Source organism: Streptomyces sp. NPDC043726 (assembly GCF_056436565.1).
The window spans coordinates 175,835-198,037 of record NZ_JBWKCI010000005.1; the positions used below are offsets into that span (position 1 = coordinate 175,835).

Genomic DNA, 22,203 nt, shown 5'->3' on the forward strand with positions numbered 1-22,203 from the left:
AGACCCCCTCATGACCACCACCATCCGCTGGGAACAGGACCGCACGGGCGTCGTCACCCTCGTCATCGACGACCCGAACCAGTCCGCCAACACCATGAACCAGGCCTTCCGCGACTCCCTCGCCCAGGTCACCGACCGGCTGGAGGCCGAGAAGGACACCATCCGCGGTGTCATCATCACCTCCGCCAAGAAGACCTTCTTCGCCGGCGGCGACCTGCGCGACCTGATCCGGGTCACCCCCGAGACGGCACAGGAACTGTTCGACGGGGGCATGGCCATCAAGCGCCATCTGCGCCGCATCGAGACCCTCGGCAAGCCGGTCGTCGCGGCGCTGAACGGCGCGGCCCTCGGCGGCGGTTACGAGATCGCGCTCGCCTGCCACCACCGCGTCGCCCTCGACGCGCCCGGCTCCAAGATCGGCTGCCCCGAGGTCACGCTCGGCCTGCTCCCGGGCGGCGGCGGAGTCGTCCGCACGGTCCGCCTCCTCGGCATCGCCGACGCGCTGCTGAAGGTCCTCCTCCAGGGCACCCAGTACAACCCGCGGCGCGCCCTGGAGAACGGCCTCGTCGACGACGTGGCCGCCACCCAGGAGGAGATGCTGGCCAAGGCCCGCGCCTTCATCGAGGCCAACCCCGAGTCCCAGCAGCCCTGGGACAGGCCCGGCTACCGCATCCCCGGCGGCACCCCCGCCAACCCCAAGTTCGCGGCCAACCTCCCCGCCTTCCCCGCCAACCTGCGCAAGCAGACGAACGGCGCCCCCTACCCGGCCCCGCGCAACATCCTCGCGGCGGCGGTCGAGGGCTCCCAGGTCGACTTCGAGACGGCCCAGGTGATCGAGGCGCGCTACTTCGTCGAGCTGGCCGCCGGGCAGACCTCGAAGAACATGATCCAGGCGTTCTTCTTCGACCTCCAGGCCGTCAACTCCGGCGCCAACCGCCCGAAGGGGATCGAACCGCGCCAGGTCCGCAAGGTGGCGGTGCTGGGGGCCGGGATGATGGGCGCGGGCATCGCCTACTCGTGCGCCCGCGCGGGCATCGAGGTCGTCCTGAAGGACGTGGCCCTGGAAGCGGCCGTCAAGGGCAAGGGCTACTCCGAGAAGCTCTGCGCGAAGGCCGTGAGCCGGGGCCGTACGACGCAGGAGAAGGCGGACGCCCTGCTGGCCCGCATCACGCCGACGGCCGACCCGCAGGACGTCGCCGGCTGTGACGTGGTGATCGAGGCGGTCTTCGAGAACCCCGAGCTCAAGCACAAGGTCTTCCAGGAGATCCAGCACATCGTGGAGCCGGACGCGCTGCTGTGCTCCAACACCTCGACGCTGCCGATCACCGCGCTCGCCGAGGGCGTGGAGCGCCAGGCCGACTTCATCGGACTGCACTTCTTCTCCCCGGTCGACAAGATGCCCCTCGTCGAGATCATCAAGGGCGAGCGGACGGGGGAGGAGGCGCTGGCGCGCGCCTTCGACCTGGTGCGCCGGATCAACAAGACGCCGATCGTGGTGAACGACTCCCGCGGCTTCTTCACCTCCCGCGTCATCGGCCACTTCATCAACGAGGGCGTGGCCATGGTCGGCGAGGGCATCGAGCCCGCGTCGGTCGAGCAGGCGGCGGCCCAGGCGGGCTACCCCGCGAAGGTGCTGTCCCTGATGGACGAGCTGACGCTCACGCTGCCGAGGAAGATCCGCAACGAGTCGAAGCGCGCCGTGGAGGAGGCGGGCGGCACCTGGGCCACGCACCCCGCGGAGGCCGTGATCGACCGCATGGTCGACGAGTTCGGCCGCGAGGGCCGCAGCGCCGGCGCCGGGTTCTACGACTACGACGAGTCCGGCAAGCGCGCGGGCCTGTGGCCGGGGCTGCGCGAGCACTTCACCCGCGACGGCGCGCGCATCCCCTTCGAGGACATGCAGGAACGCATGCTGTTCTCCGAGGCGCTGGACACCGTCCGCCTGCTGGAGGAGGGCGTCCTCACCTCGGTGGCCGACGCCAACATCGGCTCCGTCTTCGGCATCGGCTTCCCCGGCTGGACCGGCGGCGTCCTGCAGTACGTCAACGGCTACGAGGGCGGCCTGCCCGGCTTCGTGGCACGCGCGCGCGAACTCGCCGAGCGCTACGGCGACCGCTTCACGCCGCCCGCGCTGCTGGTGGAGAAGGCGGAGAAGGGGGAGACGTTCAGCGACGCCCGCTGAGGCACTGACGTACCGCTGAGCGACACGCTCGGCCTGCTCCTCGGGGGACCGCGGCCCGACGCTGACCCGCGAACCGGTCCCCGTCCCCCGAGAAGCCCTCATGGGAACCCGTCCCGCCCTCGCCCTCCTGGAGATCCTCCGCGGCGAGGGCGTGGACGAGCCTTCCGCAACCCCGGCACCACCGAACTCCCGTTCCTGGCCGCCCTGTCGGCACCGGCCGCCCCGCCTTCGTCAGCCTGCACATCGCAGCGGGCCTCGCCAACGCAGCTGGTCGCCGACGTCACCGCCGAGGGGCGGATATCCGCCGTCTCAGGGCGGCCGTGTTCACCGCGCCGCCCACGATGGTGCGGCGGCCGCGGACGGCGGGTTCGAGCGGATCCGCGCGGGGCAGGCCGTGGCGCGCACCCAGGAGCACCTCTGAGCCCTTCGTGTCTCAGGCGGGTCCGTCCACCTCCGACGCCTTCACCCAGTCCCGCAGCTCCTCCTTCAGCGACCGCTGGAACGTCGTCAACAGGGCCTGCACGACGAGCGGTTGCATGTCGGAGGAGAGCGACTTGACGTCGTGGGCGGCGCGTTCGGACACCTCGCCGCGGAACAGCTGCGCCAGCTCGTGGGCGGCGGCGCGGGAGTGCTCGATCAGCACCTTCCGCGCGGCGAGGATCGCCTCCTGCGACAACGGCATCTCGAGCAGCCGGACCCCGAGCCGCAGCACCCCGACGTCCACCCGGAACGCCTCTCCGTCGGCCCCGATCACACCCATCGCGGCGAGCCGCTCCAGATCCTCGTCAGCCAGCTCCCGCCCCGCCCGCCGCTGCAGTTCCGTCCGCGACACCGTCTCCACGGCGTCCGGGGCCCAGGAGGCCACCACAGCCCGGTGGATGGCGAGATCCTCGGTGCTCAGGCCGGACGGCAGCCGCTGCATGTACCGCTCGATCGCGGCCAGCGTCATCCCCTGCTGCTGCAACTCCTCGATGAGCGCGAGCCGCGCCAGGTGGTCCCCGCCGTAGTGCCCCACCCGGCGCGGACCGATCACCGGCGGCGGCAGCAGCCCCTTGGTGCCGTAGAACCGGACCGTGCGGACCGTGACGCCGGCCCGCGCGGCCAGCTCGTCGATGGTGAGGGTCGGCTGCTCGGCGTCGGTCGTCATGTGCAGCAGTATCGCTGTCTCACCAGAACTGTGAAACCTCCGGCGCCCCTGTGAGAAGTAGCGCTCTGTGACGTTTGCCACCGCATACGGTGCGATCGGCGTGGGAAGGTGCGCTCCTGGTCTGTGCTGCCCCACACGGCGGTACGGACCACACCTGTGTAAGGACACCCGGGCACACCCCCGCCCGGGCGCACCAGAGAGTGGTACCCCCTGTGAGCAAGGACGCCGTGGACACGGCACAGGTCGCCGGCCACCCCCGGGCGACCGGTATCCCCGCGGACGCGGGCGACGCCGGCTACAGCAAGGACCTCAAGCCCCGCCACGTCAACATGATCGCCATCGGCGGCGCCATCGGCACCGGCCTCTTCCTCGGCGCCGGCGGCCGTCTGCACAACGCGGGCCCCGCGCTCGCGATCGCCTACCTGATCTGCGGCATCTTCGCCTTCTTCGTGGTGCGGGCCCTCGGTGAGCTCGTCCTCTACCGCCCCTCCTCGGGCTCCTTCGTGTCGTACGCGCGCGAGTTCCTCGGCGAGAAGGGCGCCTACGTCGCCGGCTGGATGTACTTCCTGAACTGGTCCACGACCGGTATCGCGGACATCACCGCCATCGCCCTCTACACGCACTACTGGAGCGCGTTCACCGACATCCCGCAGTGGGTGCTGGCCCTCGTCGCCCTGGCGGTGGTCCTGGCGGTCAACCTCATCTCGGTGAAGATCTTCGGCGAGATGGAGTTCTGGTTCGCGATCATCAAGGTCGCCACACTCGTGGCCTTCATGTTCGTCGGCATCTTCCTGCTCGCGACCCAGCACGAGGTCGGCGGCCAGACGCCCGGCCTGGACGTGATCACCGACCACGGCGGTGTCCTCCCGCACGGCCTGATGCCGGTCGTCCTGGTGATGCAGGGCGTGATCTTCGCGTACGCCGCCCTGGAGCTGGTCGGCGTCGCCGCCGGCGAGACCGCCGAGCCGGAGAAGGTCGTCCCGCGCGCGGTGAACTCGATCATGTGGCGGGTCGGCCTCTTCTACGTCGGCTCGGTCGTCCTGCTGGCCCTGCTGCTCCCCGGCTCGGTGTACTCCGCCGACGAGAGCCCCTTCGTCACGGTCCTGTCGAAGATCGGCGTCGAGGGCGCGGGCGACGTGATGAACCTGGTCGTGCTCACGGCCGCGATGTCGTCCCTGAACTCCGGCCTGTACTCGACGGGCCGGATCCTGCGCTCGATGGCGATGGCGGGCTCGGCCCCGAAGTTCACCGCCCGCATGAACCGCAGCCAGGTGCCCTACGGCGGCATCCTGCTGACCTGCGCGGTGTGCGTGCTCGGCGTCGGCCTGAACTTCCTCATGCCGAGCCAGGCCTTCGAGATCGTGCTGAACGTCGCCTCCCTCGGCATCATCAGCACCTGGGTGATCATCATGATCTGCCACCTGATGTTCGTTCGCCGCGCCAAGGCGGGCCTGGTCACCCGCCCGTCCTTCCGGCTCCCGGGCAGCCCGGTCACCGAGATCGTCACGATCGTCTTCCTGCTCGCCGTGCTCGGCCTGATGTGGAACGACCCCGAGGTCGGCCGCAAGACCCTGCTGCTGATCCCGGTCATCGCCGTGATGCTGGTCGCCGGCTGGTTCGGCGTCCGGCGCCGGGTGGCCAGGACCGCGGAACAGGAGCTGACCGAGCTCACCAAGTAGCACCGGACTCACCAGGCAATTCAGGGGCCACTGTCAGTGGCACCGCCTACGGTGGCGTCATGTCGGAGATCACGTACGTCCGGGGTGACGCCACCGTTCCGTCGGTCAAGGGCGTCAAGCTGATCGCCCATGTCTGCAATGACATCGGGGGCTGGGGGAAGGGCTTCGTGCTCGCCGTCTCGCGCCGCTGGCCGGAGCCGGAGAAGGCCTACCGCTCCTGGCACCGGGACCGCGCCGGCAACGACTTCGGCCTGGGAGCCGTCCAGTTCGTCCAGGTCGAGCCGTACGTGTGGGTGGCCAACATGGTCGGCCAGCGCGGCATACGCACCGGCAGCAAAGGCGTCCCCGTACGCTACGACGCGATCGACGCGGCGCTGGAACGGCTGGCGGTGAGGGCGGCCGACCTGGGCGCCTCCGTCCACATGCCCCGGATCGGCTGCGGCCTCGCGGGCGGCAAGTGGTCCCGCGTGGAGCCGCTCATAGAGGAGCGGCTCGTGCGCCGGGGGATACCCGTCACGGTCTACGACCACGGGGAGTGAGGCGGTCCGGGCCGGAGCCGGTCCCGGGCCGCCCCACGACCGCCTAGTGCTCGTGCTCGTGCTCGTGCTCGTGCACGTCGTTCGTCGCCGCGATCTTCTCCCACGACCTCGGCTTCGCCGGAGCGGACGCCTCGCGCGCGATGGACGCGGAGCGCGCCGCGGGCGCGGCCGGCTTCGTCGGCTGGAACAGCCACGTGTCGAAGAGCGCCCCCAGCGGCTGCCCGGACACCTGCTCCGCGTACCGCTGGAAGTCGGCCACCGTCGCGTTGCCGTAGGCGTACTTCGCCCCCCAGCCCTTCAGGATCGCGAAGAAGTCCTCGTCCCCGATCTCGTTCCGCAGCGCCTGGAGCGCGAGGGCGCCCCGGTCGTACACCGCGATGTGGAACTGGTTCTCCGGACCCGGGTCACCCGGCCGTACGGTCCAGAAGGGATCGTCGGCCGCGCGGGAGGCGTACACGTAATCGGCGAGTTCCTGCGCCGTTCCCTCGCCCTCGTGCTCGGACCACAGCCACTCCGAGTAGCGCGCGAAGCCCTCGTTGATCCAGATGTCCTTCCATCCGGAGACCGACACGAAGTTGCCGTACCACTGGTGGGCCAGCTCGTGCACGACCAGATAGGTGTTCGTGCCGCCCGCGAACCGCACCGGGCTGTAGAAGGGCCGGGTCTGGGTCTCCAGCGCGAACCGGGTGGTGGTGTTCGGCACGTACCCGCCGAGCGCGTTGTACGGATACGGCCCGAAGTACTCGCTCAGCCAGTCCGCGATCTCGCCCGACCGCTCGATGCTGGCCCTCGCGGCGTTGTAGTTGTCGCCGAGGTCCTTGCTGTAGGCGTTGACCACCGGGATGCCGCTCTCGGTCGTGCCGGTGGTGAGGTCGAAGCGGCCGACCGCGAGCGTGGCGAGATACGTGGCCTGCGGTTTGCTGGAGCGCCAGTTCCAGCGGGTCCAGCCGAGCCGGGAACTCGTCGACTGGAGCGTGCCGTTGGAGACGGCCTGGGTGCCGTCCGGCACCGCCACCGACACGTCGTAGGTGGCCTTGTCCAGCGGGTGGTCGTTGCTGGGGAACCACCACCAGGCGGCCTCGGGCTCACCGGAGGCGACCCCGCCGTCCGGGGTGCGGTGCCAGCTGGTGAATCCGTACGCCTGCTTCGACGACGGCACCCCGCTGTAGCGCACCACCACGGCGACCTCGGTGCCCTTGGCGAGCGGCTTCTTCGGGGTGATCTCCAGTTCGTGCTCGCCGGAGGTCGTGAACGACGCCTTCGCGCCGCCCACCCGCACCTCGCTGACGTCCAGCAGGAAGTCCAGGTTGAACCGCGACAGGTCCTGGGTGGTGCGGACCAGCAGGGTGGCGGTGCCGTCCAGCTGGTCCGTCTCCGGCTGGTACTTCAGCCGCAGGTCGTAGTGGGAGACGTCGTAGCCGCCGTTGCCGTAGGCCGGGTAGTAGGGATCGCCGATGCCCGGGGCGCCGGGGGAGGAACTCGCGGCCGATGCCGGGATCGCCAGCAGGAGGGAGGCGGCCGCGAGCGCGCCCGGTGCGAAGAATCTGCGGTGCACGAAAGCTCCAAGTCGTTGGGGACCGAAGGCTGTTCGGAGCCTATTCACTCCCTGTGTGCCCGCCCGTGTCCATGGCCGCGACTGTCACACGATCGCCATTCGGCCGACATGAACCGCCGGGCTCCGCCGTCTCCCGCGGCTCCTTGAGCGTCCGGTTGCCCTCTTCTGCGCGGGAGTTGACCGATGTACCGTCCCGCGCATGCCGATACGCACGCGCTTCACGACCTGGAGACCGCTCGCGACGGCGGCCACGGCCGCCCTGATGGCCACCTTCCTCACACCGGCGACGGCCCAAGCGGGCCCGCGCACCAGTGAACCCGTCTACTCCTACGACGCCGCCATCCGCGAGGCCGTCTGGGTGGACACCGGGCTCGACGGCGACGGAGACGGACGCACCGACCGGGTCGCCGTCGACATCGTCCGCCCCAGCGAACCCGCCCAGAAGGGCCGCAAGATCCCCGTCATCATGGACGCCAGCCCCTACTACTCCTGCTGCGGCCGGGGCAACGAGAGCCAGAAGAAGACGTACGACGCCGACGGCGACGTCGTCCAGATGCCGCTCTTCTACGACAACTACTTCGTGCCGCGCGGCTACGCCTTCGTCGCCGTCGACCTGGCCGGCACCAACCGCTCCGACGGCTGCGTCGACGTCGGTGGACGCTCCGACATCCAGTCCGCCAAGGCCGTCGTCGACTGGCTGGGCGGCCGCGGCAGGGCGTACACCACCCGGACGGGCGACACCAAGGCCCGGGCCACCGGCTGGACCAACGGCAAGACCGGCATGATCGGCAAGAGTTACGACGGCACGATCGCCAACGGCGTCGCCGCGACCGGAGTCGAGGGCCTGGAGACGATCGTCCCCATCGGCGCCATCTCCTCCTGGTACGACTACTACTTCGCCCAGGGCGCCCCCCTCTTCGACTCGGGCCCCGACTGGCTGTCGAACTACGTCGAGAGCCCCGACGCCCGCGCCCGCTGCGCCGCCGTCCAGCAGAAGATCGTCGCCGGCGCCCCGCGCACCGGCGCCTGGACGCCGCTGTGGAGCGAGCGGAACTACGTGCCGGACGCCGACAAGGTCGAGGCCAGCGTCTTCGTGATCCACGGCATGCAGGACCTCAACGTCCGGACCAAGCACTTCGGCCAGTGGTGGGACGCCCTCGCGAAGAACGGCGTGGACCGCAAGATCTGGCTCTCCCAGGTCGGGCACGTCGACCCCTTCGACTTCCGGCGCGCCGAGTGGGTGAACACCCTGCACCGCTGGTTCGACCATGAACTCCTCGGTTACGACAACGGCATCGACGACGAACCGATGGCCGACATCGAACGGCACCCCGACCAGTGGTCCACCTCGAAGGTCTGGCCCCCGCGCGGCACCGAGCGGACGACCCTGCGCCCCGCCGAAGGAGCCCAGGAGGGCGTCGGCACCCTCGGCCTGACCCGGGGCACCGGAACCGAGACCTTCACCGACGACCCGGCGCACGACGAGACCGACTGGGCCGCCCGCATCGATCAGGCCACACCCGACAAGGCGGGCTTCGTCACCGGACCGCTCACCCGGGACCTGCGTCTGTCCGGCTCCTCGAAGGTCACCGTCACGGCCACCCCGACCACGTCGAGCGCGCATCTGTCGGCCGTGCTCGTGGACCTCGGCCCCGACACCATCCGGGACTACGCCACCGCGGGCGAGGGCATCACCACGCTCCCCGAGCGCACCTGCTGGGGCGCGAGCACCTCCGGCGACAGCGCCTGCTTCAAGGAGACCGCCGCCAAGACGGCCGACGTCGACTACACGGTCCTCAGCCGCGGCTGGGCCGATCTCGCCTCGACCGGGGGCGCCCCCCTCACGCCGGGCAAGCCGTACACCGTCACCCTCGACCTGGCGGCCACCGACCACGTCGTCCCGGCCGGCCACCGGCTCGCGCTGATCGTGGCGGGCACCGACAAGGACCTCATCGAACCGCCGTCCACGAAGCCGACCCTGACGCTCGATCTGTCCCGCACCTCGGCCCGGGTGCCGCTGACCGGCGGCGCCGACGCCTTCCGCGCGGCCACCTCGGGCCCGGCCGCCGCACCGGGCGAGGCCGTCCTGGACGGCGTACGAGACCCACGCACCGCCCAGCGCGTTCCGGAGGCGTCGTGAAGTCCCGCCGAGCCGCAGCGAGTCCCGGAGGCGTCGTGAGATCCCGCAGAGCCGCGGCGAGTGCGGCAGGCGTCGTGAAGTCCGCCCATGCCGCGGCGAGCCCATCAGGCGTCGTGAAGTGCCCCGAAGCCGGCGTGAGTCCCGTACGCATCATGAGCCCCGCACAGCCGCAGCGAATCCCGGAGGCACTGTGAAGTCCCGTATCGCCGCGGTGATCGCGGCCGCCCTCGCCGTACCCCTGCTGTCGGTCCCGGCGCACGCGGCGGACACCCCGCCCCGCACCGGCTTCGAGGAGTCCGGCGGGGCCCGCTGGACCGGTCAGTCCGAGGAACAGGACTTCCTCGCGGCCGTCGACCGGGGGAGCGACCGGGTGTCGATCAGCCGGATCGGCACCACGAAGCAGGACCGGCCGCTCCAGCTCGTGCGGATCGGCACCCGCCCCACCACCCGCACGGTCCTGCTGGTGTGCAGCCAGCACGGCGACGAGCCCTCCGGCCGTGAGGCCTGCCTGACCACGATCCGTGACCTCGCCTACGGCGACGACGCCAGGACCCGGCGCCTGCTGGCGACGACCACCGTGCTCGTGGTGCCCACCGCCAACCCCGACGGCCGGGCCGCCGACACCCGCGGCAACAGCGACGGCGTCGACATCAACCGCGACCACATCGCCCTGCAGACCAAGGAGGGCCGGGCGCTGGCGGCGGTGATCCGCGACCGGAAGCCGGACGTGGTCTACGACCTGCACGAGTACGGCGGCACACCCCCGTACTACGACAAGGACCTGTTCGACCTCTGGCCGCGCAACCTCAACACCGCCCCCGCCCTGCACGACGAGGGCCGGAACCTGTCGCTGGACCATGTGCGCCCCGCCGCCACGGCCGAGGGATACACCACCGGCACCTACGGCATCTGGACCGACCCCGTCACCGGCGAACCCGTCCGGCAGGTCGCGGGCGACGGCCAGGAGCGCATCCTGCGGAACATGTCCGGTATCAAGCACACCGTCGGCCTGCTCATCGAAAGCCGGGTGGAACCACTGACGGAGGTGCCCGAGCAGATCAACAACCTGCGCCGGGTCAACTCCCAACTCGCCGCGCTGAAGGGCCTGTTCTCCTTCGCCGGGGAGCGCGGCCGGCAGGTCGACGCGGCCACCGCCGCCGCCCGGCTCGCCGGCTGGCGGGACACCGGCCCGGTCTACCTCGGCGGCGCCGACAACGACCCGCCCGAGCCCGCCGAGGTGCTCCAGGACCCGCCCTGCGGCTACCGGCTGACGGACGCCCAGTACGCCGGGATCAAGGACGAACTCGCCCTGCACGGCGTGCGTACGCAGGGCACGTACGTCCCGCTCCGCCAGTCCCTGCGCGCCCTCGTGCCGCTGCTGCTCGACGAACGGGCTCCGTACCACGTCACGGTCGGGGAGCCCGACACCGACTGCTGAAGCGGCTGAGAACCGCGGTACCTGTGGTAGGCCGTAGGGGCCACTAAACGGGCATACCTACGGAAGGTGCCACAGTTGACGCAGGACCTGAAGAAAAGGGGTGACTGGGAAGGCCCGTCGGGTGTTCCCGGTCACCAGGCCACGGACCGGGTGGTGTTCGGCGTCACCGCCGCCATCACCGTGGCCTTCGTGATCTGGGGCTCGGTGGCGACTGACTCGCTGGAGAGCGCCTCCACCAAGATGCTCAACGGCCTGATCCACAACGGCGGCTGGGCCTTCATGCTCGCGGCCTCCTGCTTCGTCGTCTTCGCCCTGTGGCTCGCGATCAGCCGCTACGGCCGGATCCACCTCGGCGCCGAGGGCGAGGAGCCCGAGTTCCGCACGGTCTCCTGGGTCGCGATGATGTTCAGCGCCGGCATGGGCATCGGCCTGATGTTCTACGGCGTCAGCGAGCCGCTCACGCACTACCTGACCCCGCCGCCGGGCACCGACCCCGCCGACTCCGCCGAGCGCATGGAGACGGCGATGGCGACCACCCTGTTCCACTGGACGCTGCACCCCTGGGCGATCTACGCGGTGGTCGGCCTCGGCATCGCCTACAGCACCTTCCGCATGCGCCGCCGGCAGACCATCAGCGCGGTCTTCACCCCGCTCATCGGCGAGAAGCACGCGAACGGCGTCGGGGGCCGGGTGATCGACATCCTCGCGATCATCGCCACCGTCTTCGGCTCCGCCGCCTCCCTCGGCCTCGGCGCGCTCCAGATCGGCTCCGGCTTCCAGGAGCTGGACTGGATGGACGACGTCAGCGACGGGCTGCTGGTCGCCATCATCGCCGTACTGACCCTGGCCTTCGTGGCCTCGGCCGTCTCCGGTGTCGAGCGGGGCATCCAGTGGCTGTCCAACACCAACATGGTGCTGGCGCTGATCCTCGCGGTCTTCGTGTTCATCGCGGGCCCCACGATCATCGTGCTCGACCTGCTGCCCACCTCGATCTTCGCCTACCTCGGCGACCTGCCCCAGCTCGCCGGACGCACCGAGGCCAGCTCCGGCGAGGGCGTCGCGGACTGGCTCGGCAGCTGGACCGTCTTCTACTGGGCCTGGTGGATCTCCTGGACGCCCTTCGTGGGCATGTTCATCGCCCGGATCAGCCGGGGCCGCACCATCCGGCAGTTCGTCGGCGGGGTCATCCTGGTGCCCAGCACGGTCAGCCTGGTCTGGTTCGCGATCTTCGGCGGTACGGCGATGAAGCTGGCGGAGGGCGGCGCGCTGGAGGGCGAGGACACGCCCGAAGGGCAACTCTTCGGCGTGCTCCAGGAGTTCCCCATCGCCACCGCCACCAGTCTGCTGGTGATGATCCTGGTCGGCATCTTCTTCGTCTCCGGAGCCGACGCCGCCTCCATCGTGATGGGCACGCTCTCCCAGCGCGGAGCGCTCGAACCCGGCCGTCTCGTCGTGGTGTTCTGGGGTGTGGTGACCGGCGCGGTCGCCGCGATCATGCTGCTCGTCGGCAGCGGTCAGGGCGACGCGCTCACGGGCCTGCAGAACCTCACGATCCTGGCGGCGGCGCCCTTCGTCCTGGTGATGATCGGCATGTGCGTGGCACTCATGCGCGATCTGCGCCGGGATCCGTTGATCGTGCGGGGCGAGATGGCCGACGAGGCCGTCGAACTCGCCGTCATCGCCGGACATCGCGAGTACGACGGCGAGTTCGAGATCAAGATCGGCCCGGGCCCGGGCACCGAGACCGAGGGCGACCCCCTGGGCCACGACCACTCCTGAGCCGAACGGAGAGGCGAGGGGCCCGCGATCGGCCTCAGGGGGAGGTGAGCGCCGCCGCCTCCTCCGCGCAGCCCCAGGCCACCGTGACCCCGGCCCCGCCGTGGCCGTAGTTGTGCACCAGGATCCGTCCGTCCGGCAGGAGTTCGCGCTCCAGCCGGACCGCGTCCCGCACCGGCCGCAGCCCCACCCGGTGCTCCAGCACCCGTGCCCCGGCGATCTCGGGCCGCAGCTCGGCACAGCGCCGCACGATCGCCTCGGCCACCTTCGGGTCCGGCTCCGTCGACCAGGCGCCCTCGTCGGCCGTCCCGCCGAGCAGCAGCCGGCCGGGCTGCGGGAAGAAGTACGCCATCTCCCCGGCGGCGTCACTGGAGGTGAGCCAGGTGTCGATGCCGGGGTTCTCCACGACCACCAGCTGCCCCCGCACCGGCCGCACCGACGGATCAGGGACGAGCTCATGGGCGCCGAGCCCCGTGCAGTTGACCACGACCGGCGCCTCGGCCTCCGTGAGCGCGGACACCGTACGCGTCTCGACCGACCCGCCCGCCCTACGGAATCGTTCCCGCAGCCACGGCAGATGAGTCGACATGTCGATGAGCGGCAGCCGGGCCCACAGCCCCGCTCCGCCGTACTCCTCGTCCGTGGTGGCCCGCAGCTCCGGCACGGCCGAGGCCGCCCAGGCGTCCGTCCCGTCCAGGTCCCCTTCGCCCAGTACCCCCTCGATCATCCGTACGCCCGTGGCGCCGGGGTCCGCCGCCAGTTCCGTGTACACGGCGAGGGAGCGCAGGGCCCAGTCCCGGGCCAGCGCGAGGGGTTCGATCCGGTACGGCCACCACAGCGCGCCCGCGACCGCCGAGGTGGTCCGCTCGACGGGGTCCCGGGTCCACACCCGGACCCGGCGGCCCCGCTCGGCCAGGACCACCGCCGTCGTCAGCCCGATGACCCCGCCACCGACCACGATGACTTCGTCGTTCCGCCCGGTCTCCACCCGGCGACCGTAGCGGAATGTGCCATGCCGTGCTCACATCACCCCCGCGCTGGGGATACTCACATCATGTCTGCCGAGTACGCGACCTTCGGCCTGGCACCGGCGATGCGGGCCGGTGGAGTCCTCGCCAACGGTGACTACCAAGTGCACCGGGACTTCGTGGACTTCATCGTCGACGGCCGCCCGCTGCTGTTCCAGCTCTCCGACCTCGACGCCGTCTCCCCGCTCGCCTCCGACGTCCCACCCGCGATCTTCACCGCCCAGGTCCAGAGCCTCCTGCTCGAGGCGGACGCCCCGCTTCCGGACGGCCGTTACGTCATCTATGGCTGCCCCGAGTGCGAGAGCCTGGCCTGCGGCGCGGTCACCGCCGCCATCGAGCCGGACGGCGAGGACTTCATCTGGCGCGACTTCGCCTGGCAGACCGGCGAGCACGCCGATCTGCAGCTCAACGGCTACCACGGCATAGGGCCGTTCCGCTTCCACGGCGCCGAGTACCGCGCGGCCCTCGCCTCCCTCCTCGACCAGGCGCCCGCCGCCGCCCGGCGCCGGGTCCTGCTGATCGGCGCCCGGGTAGCGCTGCTGGCCAAGCTCGCCGCCGCCCTGCGCACCATCGGCATCGGCGCCGACATCACCCGCGACGCCGAGGGCGTGCCCGCCGACGAACTCCGCCAGTACGGAGCCGTCGCCTTCGGCCGCGCGGTCAGCCAGGAGGAACGCTCCGCCGTACGCCGCGCCTTCGACCGCGCCGGGCTGGAGGTGGCGTACGTCGACGGACTCGCCCCGATCGTCCCGCTCCTCGTGGCCCAGATAGAGCACGCCCTGGACCGCAGCCCGGTGCAGCAGCGTCGGCTGACCCGGCTGGTCGCGGTGGACGGTGAGGCGGGCCTGGAGGTGACGTCCCCCTGCCGGGTCCAGCTCACGGCGTATCGCCTGGACCGCCTCTACCGCACCCACGCGCACGAGGTCTTCGACGGCGTCCTGGAGGCCGGCCGCCACCGGATCGCCCTCGACGCGAGGGCGGTGAAGGGGGAGTCGTTCGTGGTGGCGCGGACGTCGGGGAGCGTGCTGGTGGAGGCGATGGCCCGCTGAGACGGGGCGAGGGGACCGCCCGCACCCGGCCGTTAGGATCGGGGGTCTGATGACTGCCACCCTCGTCGTGAAGAACCTCGCCGCCGGCCACGGCGACCGCGCCCTGTTCAGCGGGCTCGACCTCGTCGTCGCGCCCGGAGACGTGATCGGCCTGGTCGGGGCCAACGGCGCCGGGAAGTCCACGCTGCTCAGGATGCTCGCGGGCCTGGCCACGCCCGAGGAGGGCGAGCTGCGGCTCTCCCCGCCGACCGCGACCGTCGGCCACCTCCCGCAGGAGCCGGAACGGCGGTCCGGCGAGACCGTCCGCCAGTTCCTGGCCCGGCGCACCGGTGTCGCCGAGGCCCAGCACACCATGGACGAGGCCACGCAGGCCCTCGTCGACGGAGCGCCGGGCGCGGACGACGCGTACGCGACGAGCCTGGAGCGCTGGCTGGACCTGGGCGGCGCCGACCTGGACGAGCGCGCGGAGGAGATCGCCGACTCCCTGGGCCTGGCCGTGGACCTGGACCAGCCCATGACCTCCCTGTCGGGCGGCCAGGCGGCCCGCGCCGGACTCGCCTCCCTGCTGCTCTCCCGCTACGACGTCTTCCTCCTCGACGAGCCGACCAACGACCTCGACCTGGACGGCCTGGAACGCCTGGAGCGCTTCGTCACGGGCCTGCGCGCCGGCACCGTCGTCGTCAGCCACGACCGCGAGTTCCTCACCCGCACGGTCACCAAGGTCCTCGAACTCGACCTCGCCCAGCAGCAGATCAACCTCTACGGCGGCGGCTACGCGGCCTACCTGGAGGAGCGCGAGGTCGCCCGCAGGCACGCGCGCGACGACTACGAGGAGTACGCCGACAAGAAGGCCGCCCTCCAGGACCGGGCGCAGATGCAGCGCTCCTGGATGGACAAGGGCGTGAAGAACGCGCGCCGCAAGTCGGGCAACGACAACGACAAGATCGGCCGTAAGTTCCGCAGCGAGGCCAGCGAGAAACAGGCCGCGAAGGCCCGCCAGACCCAGCGCATGATCGAACGTCTCGACGTGGTCGAGGAGCCGCGCAAGGAGTGGGAACTGCGCATGGAGATCGCCTCGGCCCCGCGCTCCGGAGCGGTGGTGGCGACCCTGCGGGACGCGGAGGTGCGCCGGGGCGGCTTCACGCTGGGCCCGGTCTCCCTCCAGATCGACTGGGCGGACCGGGTCGCGGTCACCGGCGCCAACGGCGCGGGCAAGTCGACGCTGCTGGGCGCCCTGCTCGGCCGGGTCCCGCTGACCTCGGGACAGTCGGCGCTCGGCTCGGGCGTGCTGATCGGCGAGGTCGACCAGGCCCGCAAGCTCTTCCACGGCGAGGAGGCGCTGCTGGACGCCTTCGCCGCGGCCGTCCCGGACACCGAACCGGTGGAAGTGCGCACCCTTCTGGCCAAGTTCGGTCTCAAGGCGGACCATGTGCTGCGCCCGGCGGCCACCCTGTCACCCGGCGAACGCACCCGCGCCGCCCTGGCGCTGCTCCAGGGCAGGGGCGTCAACCTGCTCGTCCTCGACGAGCCGACGAACCACCTGGATCTGCCGGCCATCGAGCAGCTGGAGTCGGCGCTGGACTCCTACGAGGGCACCCTCCTGCTGGTGACCCATGACCGGCGCATGCTGGACGCGGTCCGGGTCACCAGGCGCCTGGAGGTCGCGAACGGGAAGGTCACCGAGCGCTAGTCCTTGCCCTTCAGCAGGGCGCAGACGAAGTTCTCCTGGACGGCGCGCATCCTGCGGAGCAGATCCGGCTTGAGGGCCTGGTTGATCTGTGTCGTGGTGGAGAAGGTCAGGGACTTGCGCCCGTCCGGAGTCGCCGCGATGAGCTGGGTGTAGCCGGGGGTGTTGCCGGCGTGGCCGAGGACCACTCCGCAGCGGGTCGTGTACCGGAAGACGGCGAGGCCGGCATGGTTCCTGCCCGGCCCCGCGGGCTCGGACGCGCCGTCGATCCAGGCGCGCTGCTCCTGGACGACCTTTCGGCCGTAGAGCTTGCCCCCGGCGTAGCCGCGGACGAAGCGGGTCATGTCGGCGGGCGTGGAGACGATGCCGCCCGAGGCCCACACCCCGGACATGCTGATGAGTTCGCTGACGTCCTCCGGCGGCTCCGGCGGGGACACGTCGTAGCCGTGCAGGTACGGCGTGGGCATCCGGTAGCCCTGCGGCAGGCTGGTGTCGCGCAGGCCCAGCGGTCGGTAGACCAGTTCCCTCAGCAGCCGCTCGTACCGCTCGCCGGTGGCCGCCTCGGCCATCAGGGCCACGGCGATGTTGTCGGAGTTGGAGTACTGGTACCGGCTGCCCGGCGGGAACTCGAGGGGGCGGTCGGCGACAAAGTCGAGCAGCTTGCGGGAGTCGAAGCGGTGCCGCGGGTCGGCCAGCAGGATCTCCACGAACCCGGGTGACCTGGAGTAGTCCGGCAGCCCGCTGGTGTGGTTCAGCAACTGCCGCAGGGTCACGGCACTCCACGCGTCCGGCAGGTCGGGCAGGCGCTCGCCCAGGGTGTCGTCCAGGCTCAGATCGCCGAGCTGGACGAGCGAGAGGGCGACCGCGCCGCTGAACGCCTTCGCGGTGCTGGCGATCCGCATGTGGTCGTGCGGGCGGGGCTCGCGCTCGGTGCCGAGCTCGGCCACGCCCGCCTTCACGACCTGGGTCCTGCGGCCGTCCTTGAGGACGGCGATGATGCCGGGCGGACCGCCGGGTCTGCGGATCAGGTCCTCCAACTGGCGCTGGAGGGCGGGGTCGCCGTCCGGCCGGGGCTGCGTCGCGGCGCCCGCCACGGCGGGGGACAGGGTGGTCAGACAGAGCGCGAGGAGCGGGACCGCACCCCTCAGGGGGCGGCGCGGGACGTGGCGGCGGATCGGCATGGGCACTCCCGGGGGGCGTGGGCTGGACGCGCTCCAGCCTCGCTTCCCGCGCCGCCGTGGGCCGCTCGTGTTGCTGCACACGGCTCAACGGCCCGGCCGCTCCGCGCGGGAGCGGCCGGGCCACGGGTCAGCGCTTGCCCTTCTTCGGGTCCAGCAGCCCCGCGCGCCGCAGGGCGTCGGCCATCGCGCTGTTCGCGGGCGGCGGCGCCTGGCGCGAACCGCCACCACCGCCACCGCCGCCACGCCCCTGGCGCTGCTGCGGGGGACGCCCGCCGCGCTGCTGACGGCGCTCACCACCGGCGCCACCGCCCTGCCCCTGCGCGGCCGCCGCCTCGTCGTCCAGGCGCAGCGTCAGCGAGATCCGCTTGCGCGGGATGTCGATGTCGAGGACCTTCACCTTGACGATGTCACCGGGCTTGACCACGTCCCGCGGGTCCTTGACGAACGTCTTCGACATCGCGGAGACATGCACCAGACCGTCCTGGTGGACACCGACGTCGACGAAGGCACCGAAGGCCGCGACATTGGTGACGACCCCTTCCAGGACCATCCCGGAGGACAGGTCGGAGATCTTCTCCACGCCCTCCTTGAAGGTGGCCGTCTTGAAGGCGGGCCGCGGGTCGCGCCCGGGCTTCTCCAGTTCCTTGAGGATGTCGGTGACGGTCGGCAGACCGAAGGTCTCGTCCACGAACTCCTGCGGCTTCAGCGACCGCAGCACACCGGTGTTGCCGATGAGCGAGGCCACCTCCTGGCCGGAGGACTTCACCATCCGCCGGACCACCGGGTACGCCTCCGGGTGCACGCTGGAGGCGTCCAGCGGGTCGTCGCCGCCCCGGATCCGGAGGAAGCCCGCGCACTGCTCGTACGCCTTCGGGCCGAGCCGGGCGACCTTCTTCAGCTCGGAGCGGGAGGTGAACGGGCCGTTGGCGTCGCGGTGGGACACGATGTTCTCGGCGAGTCCGGAGGTGATGCCGGAGACCCGGGCGAGCAGCGGCGCGGACGCGGTGTTCACGTCGACCCCGACGCCGTTCACACAGTCCTCCACGACCGCGTCCAGGGAGCGCGACAGCTTCACCTCGGACAGGTCGTGCTGGTACTGGCCGACGCCGATCGACTTCGGGTCGATCTTCACCAGCTCGGCCAGGGGGTCCTGGAGACGGCGGGCGATGGAGACGGCGCCGCGCAGCGACACGTCCATGTCGGGCAGCTCCTGCGAGGCGAACGCGGAGGCCGAGTACACCGAGGCCCCCGCCTCGGACACCATCACCTTGGTGAGCTTCAGCTCGGGGTGCCGGGTGATGAGTTCCCCGGCGAGCTTGTCGGTCTCGCGGGACGCGGTGCCGTTGCCGATCGCGACCAGCTCGACCGCGTGCTCCTCGGCGAGCCGGGCCAGCTTGGCGATGGCCTCGTCCCACTTGTTGGCCGGGACGTGCGGGTAGACGACGTCCGTGGCGACGACCTTGCCGGTCGCGTCGATGACGGCGACCTTCACGCCCGTACGGAAGCCCGGGTCCAGGCCCAGCGTCGCGCGCGTGCCGGCCGGGGCGGCGAGCAGGAGGTCCCGCAGGTTCGCCGCGAAGACGTTCACCGCCTCGTCCTCCGCGGCCGTGCGCAGCCGCAGCCTGAGGTCGATGCCGAGGTGCACCAGGATCCGGGTCCGCCAGGCCCACCGGACCGTGTCCGTCAGCCACTTGTCGGCGGGACGGCCGCGGTCGGCGATCCGGAACCTGCTCGCGACGATCCCCTCGTACGACGACGGCCCCTCGGTCGGCTCCTCCGGCTCCAGGACGAGGTCGAGCACCTCCTCCTTCTCGCCGCGCAGCATGGCGAGGATCCGGTGCGAGGGCAGTTCGGTGAACGGCTCGGCGAAGTCGAAGTAGTCGGCGAACTTGGCGCCCGCCTCCTCCTTGCCCTCGCGCACCTTGGCGGCGAGCCGTCCGCGCACCCACATGCGCTCACGCAGCTCGCCGATCAGGTCGGCGTCCTCCGAGAACCGCTCGGTGAGGATCGCGCGGGCGCCGTCGAGGGCAGCCAGCGGATCGGCCACGCCCTTGTCGGCGTCCACGAACGCGGCCGCCGCCGCGAGCGGCTCGACCGTGGGGTCGCTGAGCAGTCCCTCGGCGAGCGGCTCGAGACCTGCCTCGCGGGCGATCTGCGCCTTGGTCCGCCGCTTGGGCTTGTACGGCAGGTAGATGTCCTCCAGGCGCGCCTTGGTCTCGGCGCCCCGGATCCGCGCCTGAAGCTCGTCGGTGAGCTTGCCCTGCTCGCGCACGGACTCCAGGATCGCCGTCCGGCGCTCCTCCAGCTCCCGCAGATAGCGCAGCCGCTCCTCGATCGTGCGCAGCTGCGCGTCGTCGAGCATCTCGGTCGCTTCCTTGCGGTAGCGGGCGATGAAGGGCACCGTCGAACCGCCGTCCAGCAGTTCCACGGCGGCCTTCACCTGCCGCTCCCGTACGCCGAGCTCCTCGGCGATCCTGCCTTCGATGGACCCTGTTGCCATGGACCCGCCGGGTGTCGTCACGATCCCGTACCGCCTTCTCACTGAGGTTGCGCGGCAATTGTGGCAGGTGACACCGACAGCGGGGGATCAGGGCGGGGCCGAGTCAGGCACGGCGCCCACGCGTGCTGCTCGAGGCGCCGCCGAACAGCCGGGCGAGGGCCCGGAAGGGCAGCGTCACCACGGTGGCTATGGCGCCGCCGATCTGGCGCAGTACGTCTGCGATTGCACGGAACACGAGAGTCCCCTTTCCTTTTCGGTCACGTCGGCCGATGGACTACGGGTACCTCGTCAGCTCCGCGGTATGCCCGGATGTTGATCAGGCCTTGCCGATCAGGTCCGCCGGGAAGGCGCCCGCGGCCAGCGCGGTCCGGACGAAGCCGGAGCCGAGCTCCGTCAGCCGGGCCACGTCCTCGGCGCCCAGGTGCTCGTAGGGGGCCCGGTCCAGACGGTCCGTCTCGCGCTCGATCCGGTCGCGCAGCGCGACGCCCTGCTCGGTCAGCTCGCCGGCCTCGTCCAGCAGCCCGCGCTCGCGCAGGCGGGCGGCGGCCGCGTCCCATTCCTCCTGGCTCCAGCCCCGGGTGACCAGCTGCCACCTCGGGGTGAAGCCGCGGCCGGTCGCCGTGTGCGTCACCAGGGCCTCCAGGCCGTCGAGTTCCGCGGCCAGCAGGGCGGTGAGGTGTCCGTCGCCGCGGTACTCGCGCAGCAGCGTGGCGGCGTGGAAGTACGCCATGTGCGGCTCCTCGGGCACGGGCAGATCGGCGTGGGCCGCGTACAGCGGTCGCGCGTGGCGCTCGCACGCCTCGGTCGCTCGCAGGGCGAGGCGGGCGGCCTCGGCCATCTCGGCGGAGGCGAGGACCTCCTCGCCGAGCAGCCTGCGGAGCATGGCGTCGACGGCACGCGCGCGTGCCGCCAGGACCTGCTCCGGGCGGGCGGTCTCCCACACGGCGGGGACGTGCCGGGCCACGGCCTCGTACTTGTAGTTGTAGAAGGTCGCCGTGACCGTGCCCGGCCCCACGGCGCCGAGCGCGGCGGCCCGCACCGCGAAGTTCACGGCCTTGGGGTGGGTGATCCCGAGGGCGCTCGCCTCCTCGCCCAGTTCGGGCGCGAAGTAGTGCATGGAGTGCAGCGTGTTGAGCGCGTTGTGGCAGCGGCGGCCCGCGCGCGGATCCAGGGCGGCTGTAGTCATGCCGGGCAGGTTACCGACCGCTTGGTATCCCCGGTCCAGGCGGGTGTCGGCAGGTGGCAGGAAAGGTGGGGAACTCGTCATTGCGGCCATCGCCGGGCCCGCCAAGAATCGTGTTCATGGCGCAGCGAACGATTCTCCTGGTCCTCTTCGACGGAGTGCAGAGCCTCGATGTCACCGGGCCCCTGGAGGTCTTCACGGGGGCGGAGAGGCAGACTCCGGGCACCTACGGCGTCCGTACGGCCTCCTTGGGCGGCGGTCCCGTCCGCAGCTCCAGCGGCCTGACCCTCGTACCGGACACGTCCCTCGCCGAGGCGTCCGAGCCGCACACCCTCCTGGTCCCGGGCGGCCAGGGCACCCGAGCCCCCGACCCGCGGCTGACGGCGTGGCTGCGCGAGCACGGGCCGCGCGCCGAGCGGCTGGTCTCCGTCTGCACCGGAGCGATCCTGCTCGCCGAGGCGGGTCTGCTGGACGGCCGCCGGGCGACGACCCACTGGGCCTACTGCGCCAAGCTGGCCCGCGACCACCCGGCCGTGGAGGTCGACCCCGATCCCATCTACGTCCGCGACGGCTCCGTCTCCACCTCCGCCGGCGTCACCTCCGGCATCGACCTCGCGCTCGCCCTGGTCGAGGAGGACCTCGGCCGGGACACCGCCCTGTCCATCGCCCGCCATCTGGTGGTCTTCCTGCGCCGACCGGGCAACCAGGCCCAGTTCAGCGCGCAGCTCGCCGCCCAGACCGCCCGGCGCGCACCGCTGCGGGACGTCCAGCAGTGGATCACCGAGCACCCGGCGGACGACCTCGGCGTCGAGGCCCTGGCCGCCCGCGCGGGACTCTCCCCGCGCCACTTCGCCCGCGCCTTCCACGCCGAGACCGGCACGACGCCCGGCCGGTACGTGGACCAGGTCCGCCTGGAACACGCCCGGCGTCTGCTGGAGGACACCGCGGGAGGTGTCGAGGAGATCTCCCGGGCCAGCGGCTACGGCACCCCCGAGGCGATGCGCCGAGCCTTCCTCAAGACCCTCGGCACGGCCCCGTCGGAGTACCGCCGCCGCTTCCACCCGGCCCCGACGGCCTGAAAGCCGACGCGCACCACTGGGCCCCATCCTCAATACCGAC

The 22,203-nt window shown here is 71.5% G+C and carries 16 protein-coding genes; 9 read left to right on the top strand and 7 right to left on the bottom strand.

The window, feature by feature from the left end; genetic code table 11:
- The first annotated feature begins 10 nt into the window (after positions 1 to 10).
- The gene (locus tag AC068Z_RS16380) at positions 11 to 2,182 is read left to right on the top strand and encodes a 3-hydroxyacyl-CoA dehydrogenase NAD-binding domain-containing protein (RefSeq protein WP_478555661.1); all 2,172 of its coding nucleotides are present in this window, start codon (positions 11 to 13) and stop codon (positions 2,180 to 2,182) included.
- Positions 2,183 to 2,615: 433 nt separating this feature from the next.
- Here AC068Z_RS16380 and AC068Z_RS16385 read toward each other — a convergent pair whose 3' ends face one another.
- On the bottom strand, positions 2,616 to 3,329 hold the full coding sequence (locus tag AC068Z_RS16385) for a MerR family transcriptional regulator (RefSeq protein WP_478555663.1): 714 nt from the start codon (positions 3,327 to 3,329) through the stop codon (positions 2,616 to 2,618).
- Between the two features lie 212 nt (positions 3,330 to 3,541).
- Here AC068Z_RS16385 and AC068Z_RS16390 point away from each other — a divergent pair, with 212 nt between their 5' ends.
- Together AC068Z_RS16390 and AC068Z_RS16395 are read left to right on the top strand one after the other, a co-directional pair.
- A complete protein-coding gene (locus AC068Z_RS16390) occupies positions 3,542 to 5,008 on the top strand; it encodes an amino acid permease (protein ID WP_478555665.1) in 1,467 nt (488 codons plus the stop codon).
- 59 nt (positions 5,009 to 5,067) lie between these two features.
- A complete protein-coding gene (locus AC068Z_RS16395; protein WP_478555667.1) occupies positions 5,068 to 5,547 on the top strand; it encodes a macro domain-containing protein in 480 nt (159 codons plus the stop codon).
- 43 nt (positions 5,548 to 5,590) lie between these two features.
- On the opposite strand, the gene AC068Z_RS16400 is transcribed toward AC068Z_RS16395, so the two are convergent.
- Positions 5,591 to 7,102 carry a M1 family metallopeptidase gene (locus tag AC068Z_RS16400; RefSeq protein WP_478555669.1) on the bottom strand — a complete coding sequence of 504 codons (1,512 nt, stop codon included), beginning with the start codon at positions 7,100 to 7,102 and terminating at the stop codon, positions 5,591 to 5,593.
- 199 nt (positions 7,103 to 7,301) lie between these two features.
- On the opposite strand from AC068Z_RS16400, the gene AC068Z_RS16405 reads away from it, so the two are divergent.
- The 3 genes from AC068Z_RS16405 to AC068Z_RS16415 all read left to right on the top strand — a co-directional run bounded on the left by AC068Z_RS16405 (position 7,302) and on the right by AC068Z_RS16415 (position 12,459).
- Positions 7,302 to 9,242 carry a Xaa-Pro dipeptidyl-peptidase gene (locus tag AC068Z_RS16405; protein WP_478555671.1) on the top strand — a complete coding sequence of 647 codons (1,941 nt, stop codon included), beginning with the start codon at positions 7,302 to 7,304 and terminating at the stop codon, positions 9,240 to 9,242.
- Between the two features lie 190 nt (positions 9,243 to 9,432).
- On the top strand, positions 9,433 to 10,680 hold the full coding sequence (locus AC068Z_RS16410; protein WP_478555673.1) for a M14 family metallopeptidase: 1,248 nt from the start codon (positions 9,433 to 9,435) through the stop codon (positions 10,678 to 10,680).
- A 75-nt stretch (positions 10,681 to 10,755) separates the two neighbouring features.
- Positions 10,756 to 12,459, top strand: coding sequence for a BCCT family transporter (locus tag AC068Z_RS16415; RefSeq protein WP_478555675.1), 1,704 nt, complete (start codon positions 10,756 to 10,758; stop codon positions 12,457 to 12,459).
- A 34-nt stretch (positions 12,460 to 12,493) separates the two neighbouring features.
- Here the strand turns inward: AC068Z_RS16415 and AC068Z_RS16420 are convergent, their stop codons facing one another.
- Complete coding sequence (locus tag AC068Z_RS16420) at positions 12,494 to 13,444, bottom strand: FAD-dependent oxidoreductase (protein ID WP_478555677.1); 951 nt, start codon at positions 13,442 to 13,444, stop codon at positions 12,494 to 12,496.
- Positions 13,445 to 13,510: 66 nt separating this feature from the next.
- On the opposite strand from AC068Z_RS16420, the gene AC068Z_RS16425 reads away from it, so the two are divergent.
- The gene (locus AC068Z_RS16425; protein WP_478555679.1) at positions 13,511 to 14,533 is read left to right on the top strand and encodes an oxidoreductase; all 1,023 of its coding nucleotides are present in this window, start codon (positions 13,511 to 13,513) and stop codon (positions 14,531 to 14,533) included.
- A gap of 49 nt (positions 14,534 to 14,582) precedes the next feature.
- Positions 14,583 to 16,223, top strand: a complete 1,641-nt coding sequence (locus AC068Z_RS16430) for an ABC-F family ATP-binding cassette domain-containing protein (RefSeq protein ID WP_478555681.1) — start codon at positions 14,583 to 14,585, stop codon at positions 16,221 to 16,223.
- Here AC068Z_RS16430 and AC068Z_RS16435 read toward each other — a convergent pair.
- From AC068Z_RS16435 to AC068Z_RS16450, 4 genes are all read right to left on the bottom strand, one after another.
- The gene (locus tag AC068Z_RS16435) at positions 16,220 to 17,401 is read right to left on the bottom strand and encodes a serine hydrolase domain-containing protein (RefSeq protein ID WP_478555683.1); all 1,182 of its coding nucleotides are present in this window, start codon (positions 17,399 to 17,401) and stop codon (positions 16,220 to 16,222) included. The genes AC068Z_RS16430 and AC068Z_RS16435 overlap by 4 nt on opposite strands.
- A gap of 127 nt (positions 17,402 to 17,528) precedes the next feature.
- Complete coding sequence (locus AC068Z_RS16440) at positions 17,529 to 19,901, bottom strand: Tex family protein (RefSeq protein ID WP_478555685.1); 2,373 nt, start codon at positions 19,899 to 19,901, stop codon at positions 17,529 to 17,531.
- 103 nt (positions 19,902 to 20,004) lie between these two features.
- On the bottom strand, positions 20,005 to 20,136 hold the full coding sequence (locus AC068Z_RS16445) for an LPFR motif small protein (protein WP_257027966.1): 132 nt from the start codon (positions 20,134 to 20,136) through the stop codon (positions 20,005 to 20,007).
- 81 nt (positions 20,137 to 20,217) lie between these two features.
- Positions 20,218 to 21,087 (bottom strand): SCO6745 family protein, encoded by an 870-nt coding sequence (locus AC068Z_RS16450; RefSeq protein ID WP_478555687.1) that lies wholly within the window; start codon positions 21,085 to 21,087, stop codon positions 20,218 to 20,220.
- A 116-nt stretch (positions 21,088 to 21,203) separates the two neighbouring features.
- On the opposite strand from AC068Z_RS16450, the gene AC068Z_RS16455 reads away from it, so the two are divergent.
- Positions 21,204 to 22,163, top strand: a complete 960-nt coding sequence (locus AC068Z_RS16455; RefSeq protein WP_478555689.1) for a GlxA family transcriptional regulator — start codon at positions 21,204 to 21,206, stop codon at positions 22,161 to 22,163.
- Positions 22,164 to 22,203: the final 40 nt, after the last annotated feature.